Consider the following 9810-nt stretch of genomic DNA (forward strand, 5'->3'; position numbering starts at 1 on the left):
CGCTGTGTATCAGAGACAGAGCTGCGAGTCGCTTAGCACCAATATTGCTAGAGGTGCCTTTAATTGTGTGAGCAATACTACTGATAGCATTGTTATCTTGTAGTGCAAATGCTTGAGTAAGTAATGACAATTGCTCTGCCATTTCTGATGCAAAATGATGTTTCACATCAATGAAAAATGCAAGCTCTCCACCAAAACGACGCAAAATAGAATCAGAATTTTCGATAATCGCTTCATCGTCACCATCATCAATCACCTCTGGTAATGCAATAGGCGAATTATTGACAGTTGAATGATAATAAGCGCTATTATCTTGGCCTAACAGATTAAGTATACAAGGTAACAAAAGAGTCATGTCTATCGGCTTACCAATATGATCATCCATACCAGCCTCTAAGCATAATGTTTTATCAGCAAGCGATGCATTAGCCGTCATCGCTAAAATAGGTAAATCATTAAATCGGCCATCGGCACGAATAAGGCGCGTAGCCTCAAGTCCATCCATTACTGGCATTTGCATGTCCATAATGACAATATCAAATTGATTATTTGACTTAGTAACCCAATCAACCCCCTCTATACCGTCTTTAGCCAATGTCACTACCGCGCCTTGTAGGCGTAATAATTCATCAATAACTTGGCGGTTAAGCTGATTATCTTCAACCACCAACACCCTGACACCTTTTAAGACTAAATGGGTTATTTTTCTAGGTTGCACAGGCTGAACTAAACCATTTATGGCTCGGTAAACGGCCTCAAGCATTAAGTTGGCGGTAACAGGTTTGGTCAACATACTCACAAAAGGTTGCTGGCGATATTGTTTGGTTTGTTCCATCACCTCTGCACCATATGCCGTCAGCATAATAATGGCTGGAGCCTTACCTGCCGGAAACATCGCTTGAATATGATTGGCGGTTTCTAAGCCATTCATATCGGGCATGCGCCAATCCATAATAATCACATCATAGTGACTGCTGGCATTTAAGCTTTGCTCTATAAGATTGATAGCCTGTTTACTATTATGAGCTTCATTAACATAAGCACCATGGGCCATTAAGGTTTTGGATAAAATTTTACGACTCATTTTACTGTCATCAACAATCAGAATATTCTTACCCAGTAAATCGATATCTAGATCGTTATTCTTCACTTCAACAATATTAAACGTCAACTCAAACCAAAAACGACTTCCCTCACCAACATTGCTCGATAATGATAATTCTCCCCCCATCAACTCAACTAAACTTTTAGTGATAGCTAATCCCAACCCTGTGCCGCCGAATCGTCTTGACGTTGAAGACTCTGCTTGAACAAAACCTTGGAAAATTTTGCTGCTTTGTTCAGGACTAATTCCGATGCCAGAATCAGTAATCGAAATAGTTAAATTCACTTGATTCGCAGTACACTCGTTACAGTGTACCCCAACAATAACATGACCTTCAGAGGTGAATTTAATCGCATTACCCGCAAGATTTAACAACACCTGTCGTAAACGAAGTTCATCGCCTTCAAGCAAGTACGGAATGGCAGGATCTAAATCAAAAATGACTTCTAAATGTTGACTGTGTACGTTGGCCGCTAACATCACCGCTAATTCGCGCATTAAGGTTTCGAGTTGAAACGGATGCAAATCAAGTTCTAACTTACCAGCATCAATTTTCGAAAAATCTAAAATATCATTTAATAGCCCTAATAATGACTTCGCTGCAATCTCCGCTTTAGTGACATAATCAGCCTGTTGGCGGCTCATATCAGAATGCTGAATAAGTTGTAGCATGCCTAATACCGCATTCATTGGAGTGCGAATTTCATGACTCATATTGGCTAAAAATGCCGATTTAGCCGCACTCGCTGCATCTGCGGCTTGTTTAGCCAAACGCAAAGTTTGTTCTAACTCGCGTTGCTCTGTAATGTCACGATTAATCCCTACCACCCGCACAGGTTTGCCTGTTTTATCATAACTAATTTGGGCCCCGGCATGAATGTAGCGAATTTGATTCGAGCTGGTAATGATCCTGAAAGTCGGTTCATAAGGAATATTCAAGTCAATGGCTTGTTGTAAAGCAAGTTCTGCCATATCAATGTCATCAGGATGGATCCGTTTTTGCCAATGTTGGTAATTTAAGCCCTTTCCTGTAAGCGCTAATGGGTAATCGTACATTGCAAACATACGATCGTTCCATTGTAAATTGTCGGTGTCTAAATCTAAATTCCAAATACCTAACTCAGCAACTTCGGCAGCTTTACTTAGTTGATTACTGGCCGACACTAACTCTTCTTGCTGCTTGATCATTTGATCGATGTTCACCGCAACACCTAAATATCCTACAATCTCTCCACTGTGATCGCGCATAGCCGAAACCGACAACGACACTTGAAACTGAGAAGAATCTTTACGAATATACGTCCAGATACGCGTTTCAGGTCCTTGCGTTCTTGGCTTATAAACGAACACATCAAAAGCACTTATATCTTCGCTAAATTCTTTGGTTAACTCTTTACTGCGTTGACGTATTTCTGAAGGAAGATGCCAAATTGCAGGACTTTGCTTACCTACAATCTCCTCAGCCTTATAACCAAGTAATAACTCTGCACCACGATTGAAAATGTTAATAATGCCGTCATTACCGGTTGAAATAATCGCAATTTCTGTTGCCGCGGCAAGCACGTTTGTGAGTAAAGACGCGAGTTTATTCTTTTCTAACTGGGTATTTTTACGTTCAGTAATGTCAATCCTCAATGCGATGCAGCGAACAAGATGACCGTTTTCATCCATTACAGGGGCAATGACTGTATCAAGCCATTTAATATTGCCCTGTCTATCTCGGTTACAAATTTCATCATGCCAGGTCTTGCCAGCATGAATTGTTTGCCACATCTGTTCCCAGAAGGCACGGTCATGTTCATTGGATTTTAAAATAGAATGTTTCTTACCAATCATTTGCTCGCGAGTGAACCCTGATGTTTGACAGAAATTATCATTTACCACCAAGATAACGCCATTTTTATCGGTTTCAGAATAAAGCAGCTGCTGGTTAATATTATCAAGTAAGGTTTTATTTTCTGACAGTGCTTGCTGTAACGCTTGAGTTCGCTCGGTAACCTTACGTTCAAGGCTGGCATTTATGTTTAAAATTTGCTTTTCAGCATTCAGCTGTACCGTAATATCTCGAATGGTTTGGCTAACGCCGATAATTTTGCCAAACTCATTATAAATAGCCAGTGAGGTCATCGATGTTGACAGTAATTCATTGTCTTTTCGTTTATGTTGGCTAACAAAATTTAGTAACGATTTACCACCTAATACCTGATTAAATTTTTCATTTTCGGCATCATAGCCATCGTTTGGTACAATAAACGTTGTTTTCTTGAGGCCTATCACCTCATGTTTTTCATAACCAAACATCATTACCGCACCATCATTCCAACTGGTAATAATACCATCGCAGTCAAAGCTAATAATGGCATCCAGCGAATGTTCTAAAATATTGGCACGTCTTTCATTATCTTCCATAATGATACGCTTACGACCTAATGCGTAGCCATAAAAACCAATAAGCCCACCCAATAACAAGCTCACAATCGCACCATAACTAAACACAATTTTGGGTGAGCTTAAATGCAAACCGCTGACAAACTCAGGGTAAGCCACTAGCGACACTTGCCATTTACGTCCAAATATTTCACGATCTAATGTAACAACAAAAGATGTTAATGGATTAACCTCATCAACATGTGTTTCATAAAACATGACATTATTTTGAGCATCGGTCACATCATTGACCAATAGTTTAGTGGTTTTACGGGATAAATTAATCTGTTCAAAAACTTCATTGGCAACGAGTGGCGCATAACTCCAACCAAAAGCTTGTTGCTCCCTTAACGCCGGGGTTGCTGGAGTCAGTCCAGTACGGTAAATGGGCATTAAAATAAGAAAGGCTTGTAACGGATGACCAGTCGCCTGCACTAACGTGATTGGACCGGTTAAGCGTGTCTCACCCGTTAAATATGCTTGTTGTGCGGCATTTTTGCGGTTTTGTTCAGAGGCAATATCTAAACCGACAGCGGCGAGATTACGCTCAACGGGTTCGATATAGTCAATCACGTACCGTTCATCATCATGGGGAGTAAGTTGACGCACACTGAAATCGGGCCAATCATCAAGTTTAGCTTTGGCAACAAAACTCGCTTCATCGTTGGCTGGTACACGGCGGATATAACCAAACCCTCGCGCACCGGGGAACTCACTTTCAAAATCGCGAGTTAAGCTATATTTTTTAAAAAAATCACGAGAAATATTATCTTCACCAACGGTATAAATAACCCCTCGAGCACCTCTTAAACCATATTGATACAATACGATACGATCAATAATATTGTTAGCAACTTGCTCTGTCACCGTTTTAAGAGATTGAGTAATGATAGTGTTATTTTGATTATTAACACTTAAAGCAGTAATAAAACTGATGACTAAGCCACAAGAAAATACTCCAATACCCAATTTAAGCGCATTTTTATAGCTAGATAGTCTGGTCATTTTTATCATTAGTTAAGAGTCACAGACATTAACTTTGGACGACAAATGCTTTTTTTACAAGCTAGACATTGAAAAATATAGTGTTTCCGAAATTGATTACGAATCTAGACTGCTACGCGGATAGTGCGCTGCGCTTCTAGGGCGGACTACGTCCTGCTAAGGACAGCAGAGCTGTAAAGCTTAGACGCTAGGTTTTAGTGCGCTACGCTTCTAGGACGGACTACGTCCTGCTAGGGACAGCTGCGCTGTTAAGATGTTATAGAACCGAGTCAGCTAGAATCTAGTCATCTAGGCTTGTGCTTTTATAGCATCTAGCAGCGTAGCGCTCTAGTCACCTAGGCTTTGCTTTTATAGCATCTAGCAGCGTAGCGCTCTAGTCACCTAGGCTTTGCTTTTATAGCATCTAGCGCTCTAGTCATCTAGCTTCTAATTCCAAATTATCCCGCTCTAACGCCCAACTGTCGTTTCGGTTAATGCGTCAAACTGAATGATATAATAGTGGCCGTCACTTTTGTCTTGCTGGTTATTAACCGCTGGAGACTGATGTAACTTATTCACCGTAACTAACAACTTACCATCGACCGTAGTTGAAAAGCCGTCAGACCAACTGAACTTGTCACTATCTTGATGCAAAATATGATATTGACGATCTGTGTCGATATAACCGACAGCATTATTGCTTATATCAGTAACATAAATGTTGCCGCCATTATCAATGGTGATGCCGTCGCTGACAGGCTTATTAGCATAAAACTCCACTTTGCTGCGTAACATATTGGCCGATAATTTAGCATCTAGTAGATATTGAGTGTGCACCCGATATAACTTCTCACCACTTAATGCACCAAAATAAACCCACTCGTTATTAGGGTCTATGGTCAGTGAATCAACCCCAATACGAATAGGCTGGCCACCGATAGATAAAGTATTGCCATTAATCACCGTATCAACATTTTCAGGACGGGTATAAACGCTGCTATCTAATACTCGTCTTGCTGTGCCACTCGTTAAATCAACCACAATTAATGCCGCATTACTGCCACCAGCAGGATCGGATATATATACCGCTTCATGTTGCCTATCAACTGCAAGATCATTCAAAAATGAATTATCCGGCAATACTGGTGCCGCTAAAGAAATCATTTTATATAAACGGTTTTGTTGAGTGTCCCAACCTATAAGTCGCCCGACACCGTCAGTAGAAGCAGTTTCAAGCATCCATAAAATGCCCTGTTCATCAATCACCACGCCCAAAACAGGATTAAGATTTTGATTGAACTCTGTATTAGGGTAATCGACGATAGATCCATCTTTTTTAAGCTCAACAATTCTCGAATCAACACCGTAAAAATGATGATTACTCATGAAAACTCGCCCAGTAGATGACACGGCCACATTACCAGGGGGATGTTGGCTGTCTAACTCGCGGAACACTGAATAATCGGCAGCATATACAGTACTGATAAATAAACTACTCAGTAACACTAAAGACGCAATCACTCGCGTTTTAGATAACAACACTATTTTAGGTAGTATGTTCATTTTAGGTACCATAGCGGTTGTAGATTCAAATAAACTTTTAAACATCATAAATTAGATCCCTGCAGTGCTTTTAATGAGCTAATGATATCTTCAGGATCAAGACGGTAAGTATAATCAGCATCAACAAATGCTTTCACAATGGTGCCGTCTTTTGCAACCACAAAGGTCGCCGCTAATGGAAAATCAAATTGATCCGCACCATTATGTTTTTCTACTTCTACACCAAATTTCTGGTACAGATCACGAATAGAATCGGGTAACGAAAAGACTAAACCAAGCGCTTTGGCATACTCGGCATTCACATCTGACAAGACATCAAACTCGAGCTCATTTTTCTCTGCCGTTGAAAGTGACATATCAGGTAACTCAGGCGTAATAGCCACCAGTGTTGCCCCTAACTGTTTAAATTCAGCAAGATGCTGCTGATAGGCACGCAAGGCTAAATTACAATAAGGGCACCAATTGCCACGATAAAATGTTACCACAAGCGGTCCATTGGCTAACAAATCGGTTAAATGACGGGTAACGCCCAATGGATTGGTTAACGAAAACGCAGCCAGTTTATCACCCGCTTTAGGTGCGCTATCGATAATGCCGGATAACTTCAGGTTTAACGTCGCATCCGACATGATCGCCAATACCTCAGGAGGTAAATTGGCAGCGTTGGCATCTCGTTTTTCAGTCAGCTGGGTGGATAATGACATAATAGCGTCTCATTTTATCTTGAATATTCATTCAAGATAATCAAATCATAACAACAACGCAAGCAGTTTTTGAACAATCATTCAAGTAGTGCTATTATAGCGTCAGTAACGATTGAGGATCGATGTCATGGCAAAGAAAAATTTTGAACGAGCGGACGTATTAGATAAGGTCATCACCCTATTTTGGCAAAATGGCTATGCCGCATCGAGCATTCAGCAAATCACTAAAGCCACCGGATTAAAACCAGGTAGCTTATATTATGAATTCGATAGCAAAGAAGGCTTATTCCAAGCAGCCTTAGCACGCTATGCCACCTTTTCGATTGAGGCTATTCATCAATTAATGCAACAGGCTGACGATGTCAAAGCAGGTATTAGACAGATCCTCGACAACATTGTCGAGCAGTCAAAGTCTTGTGATTACTGCGGTTGCTTCTTAATCAAAACCCAACTTGAACTCGCCTCTCAAGGTAACGAGCTATACAAATTTGCTTCATCACAATTAACTGAGATTGAGCATGTATATCAACATTACCTGAGCCAATTATATGAGGCTGAAACAGCTAAAGCCTATGCAGCTCAACTGATGACCGTCACATTCGGTATCCGCATCTATGGCTATCAGTCAGAATCAGCAGCAACCCAAACCAACACTATCAACGCGCTACTGCCATGGTTAAAAGTTGAGTGCTAAGCTTATACGGTACCCAGTATATTGAGAGTTCCCCCCCTGCTGTCACGGGACTGAATGTGGACAGTTTAACCTCGTTGTTATTGATGATAACAGCGGTATCTTGGTGCAACAGTTTACCTATGTAAGTGGTCGCTCAACGTCAAACTTTCCAATGACCACATCATTTTGATTAGGTCCTTTTGCGCACGTTGCCCACACGTAAAAAAACAGCCTCGCAATGCGAGGCTGTTTAACCTTAAGTAACCTCAACTCGGGTTAAGAGGTGGGATATGTAAGGCAAAATGACAATATTCGGCTTATTTAATATCAAACTTGTCATTTGTTTTGCTAGCAAGGCGCATCGATGCGTCAATAGCTAACCAATTACAAGCCAAAACAACACAGTTAACAAGAAAAACGGCCGTTTGATAAACGTTTATTACCCCGAGTTGAGGTTAAGTAACTACTGTTCTTTTGTCTCAGGATAGATACTGTTCCACCACTGTGGCTCATCTTTTAACTTCATATCGAACCATGCCATAGTGGTATTCCACCAATCAAAACGGGCTTGGCGGGTATTGATGTGATGGTCTTGGTCGTTAAACTCAACCAGCTCAACTTCTTTACCTAATAGCTTAAGCGCGGTGTACATGTAATGGCTTTCACCTACTGGAACGTTGGTGTCGGCATTACCATGAATAAGCAATAACGGCGTGGTAATTTTGTCAGCATGATAAAGCGGACTTTGTTCTACATAGAGCTCTGGATTATTCCACGGAAAACTGCCGCGACTGGCCACGCCAGAATAACCATAACCCCACCAGCCATGACCCCAGTAAGACGATAAATTACTGATCCCCGCATGCGACATTGACGCCGCAAAAATATCGGTTTTTGTAGCCAAATACATGGTCATGAAACCACCATAAGATGCACCCATATTTCCCACACGTTTAGCATCAACTGATGGGTACGCATTTAAGAAGGCTTTAGTGCCCTCAATAATATCGTCAGCGCTGTACTTGCCCCAGGCATTAACATGACGGCCACTAAAGGCTTGGCCATATCCGGTTGCACCGTTTGGTTGCACAACATACACAACATAACCTTGGGCTGCCCATAAATTAAATGGCCAGCGCCCGGTAAAGTGACGCCCTACAGGTGAGGTACCGCCATAGTAATACACTAATGCGGGATACTTTTTACTGGCATCAAAATCGGCAGGTAAATAAACACGGCCATCAATGTTATGCCCATGGGTATTGGTAAAATCAAAATCTTCAATTTTACCTAAACGCGTGTTGGCATAGCTCAGTTGTTGACTATCAAACAGCAACTGTTTACGGCTTGAATTAACCTTCATTTTATAGGCTTTTTGCGGAGCAGTGGCAGAGGTACCTGCAAATACTAATGTGGGTGTAGATTGCTCAATGGCAACACTAAAGCCGTCGATCATATCCACACCAGTGTCTATTCGATTAAAGCGTGTTTTGCTTTTATCAAATAAATACAAAGGTGCACGGTCGCCTTCGGTTACCGTCACAATTAAATCATCATTTTCAAGCTTGGTGATGCTGCCTATGGAAGGATCAAACTCTTTACTAAGTGCACTGACATTGCCTTTAGCATCACACCAATATAACTGACCATCATAATCATTCACTTCAAGGTTAGGATCTTGTATTCCTGTGCCGTCCATAAAACGCGGCCCGGCGGTAATATACATACCGTCATCAGCATATAGTGCACTATTAAAACTGCGATATTCACCAATCATGGTTTCGCTTAAATCAGCTAACGTCAGCTCAATAAGCTGCGTTATTCCATGGGCTGGCTGTGCATAATCCACTGGCGATCGCGTTAACAATAGTTTGCCTTTATCTGCATTACTGTCTAACAAAGAGCTGCTGACTTTGTTGTCTGTAAGTTGACGGATAAAGCCCGAGGCAACATCTACTTGATAGAGTTGACTGTTGTTACGCCAATAACTCCAACGGTCTTCTAATGCTTGAAAACGTTTTGATGTCGCTTTGTCGTCGGCTTTAAAGGGCTTTTCCCAGCTAAATAACACAGTGTCACCTAACCACTGTAGACCAGACACATTGTCCATATCAGTCGCGACTAAGTTAATGCTCAAATCAGCAACATTAAATAATTGAATTTGTTTGTTAGCCACAAAGACGAGCTGTGAAGAGTCGCTTGACCAAACCGCACTGCTTGGGCGGTTATCTTGCCAGCGGTACATCACGCTGTTGTCCGATAATTTACGTAACTCGGTCACTTGAATCGGCGTATCGCCTTGGCTAGCTTGGTATTCAATGGTCGATTGTAGTAAATACTTGCCATTAGGTGAC

General features: G+C 41.4%; 5 protein-coding genes. 1 reads left to right on the forward strand and 4 read right to left on the reverse strand.

Annotation, left to right across the window (positions count from 1 at the left end):
• The 3 genes from CXF78_RS02360 to CXF78_RS02370 form a co-directional block, all read right to left on the reverse strand.
• Positions 1-4537: PAS domain S-box protein (locus CXF78_RS02360; protein WP_257984811.1), on the reverse strand; the 4537-nt coding region annotated here is incomplete at its 3' end.
• A gap of 447 nt (positions 4538-4984) precedes the next feature.
• A complete protein-coding gene (locus tag CXF78_RS02365) occupies positions 4985-6127 on the reverse strand; it encodes an L-dopachrome tautomerase-related protein (protein ID WP_102035856.1) in 1143 nt (380 codons plus the stop codon).
• Positions 6124-6783: a peroxiredoxin-like family protein gene (locus CXF78_RS02370; protein ID WP_102035857.1), complete on the reverse strand. Its 660-nt coding sequence runs from the start codon at positions 6781-6783 to the stop codon at positions 6124-6126. Before CXF78_RS02370 ends, CXF78_RS02365 begins: the two co-directional genes overlap by 4 nt.
• 127 nt (positions 6784-6910) lie before the next feature.
• Between CXF78_RS02370 and CXF78_RS02375 the strand changes: the two genes are divergently transcribed.
• Positions 6911-7477: a TetR/AcrR family transcriptional regulator gene (locus CXF78_RS02375; RefSeq protein ID WP_102035858.1), complete on the forward strand. Its 567-nt coding sequence runs from the start codon at positions 6911-6913 to the stop codon at positions 7475-7477.
• 442 nt (positions 7478-7919) lie between these two features.
• Here the strand turns inward: CXF78_RS02375 and CXF78_RS02380 are convergent.
• Positions 7920-9810: alpha/beta hydrolase family protein (locus tag CXF78_RS02380; protein ID WP_102035859.1), on the reverse strand; the 1891-nt coding region annotated here is incomplete at its 5' end.

This window comes from Shewanella sp. 11B5, assembly GCF_002836795.1.
GTDB classification, from domain to species: domain Bacteria; phylum Pseudomonadota; class Gammaproteobacteria; order Enterobacterales; family Shewanellaceae; genus Shewanella; species Shewanella frigidimarina.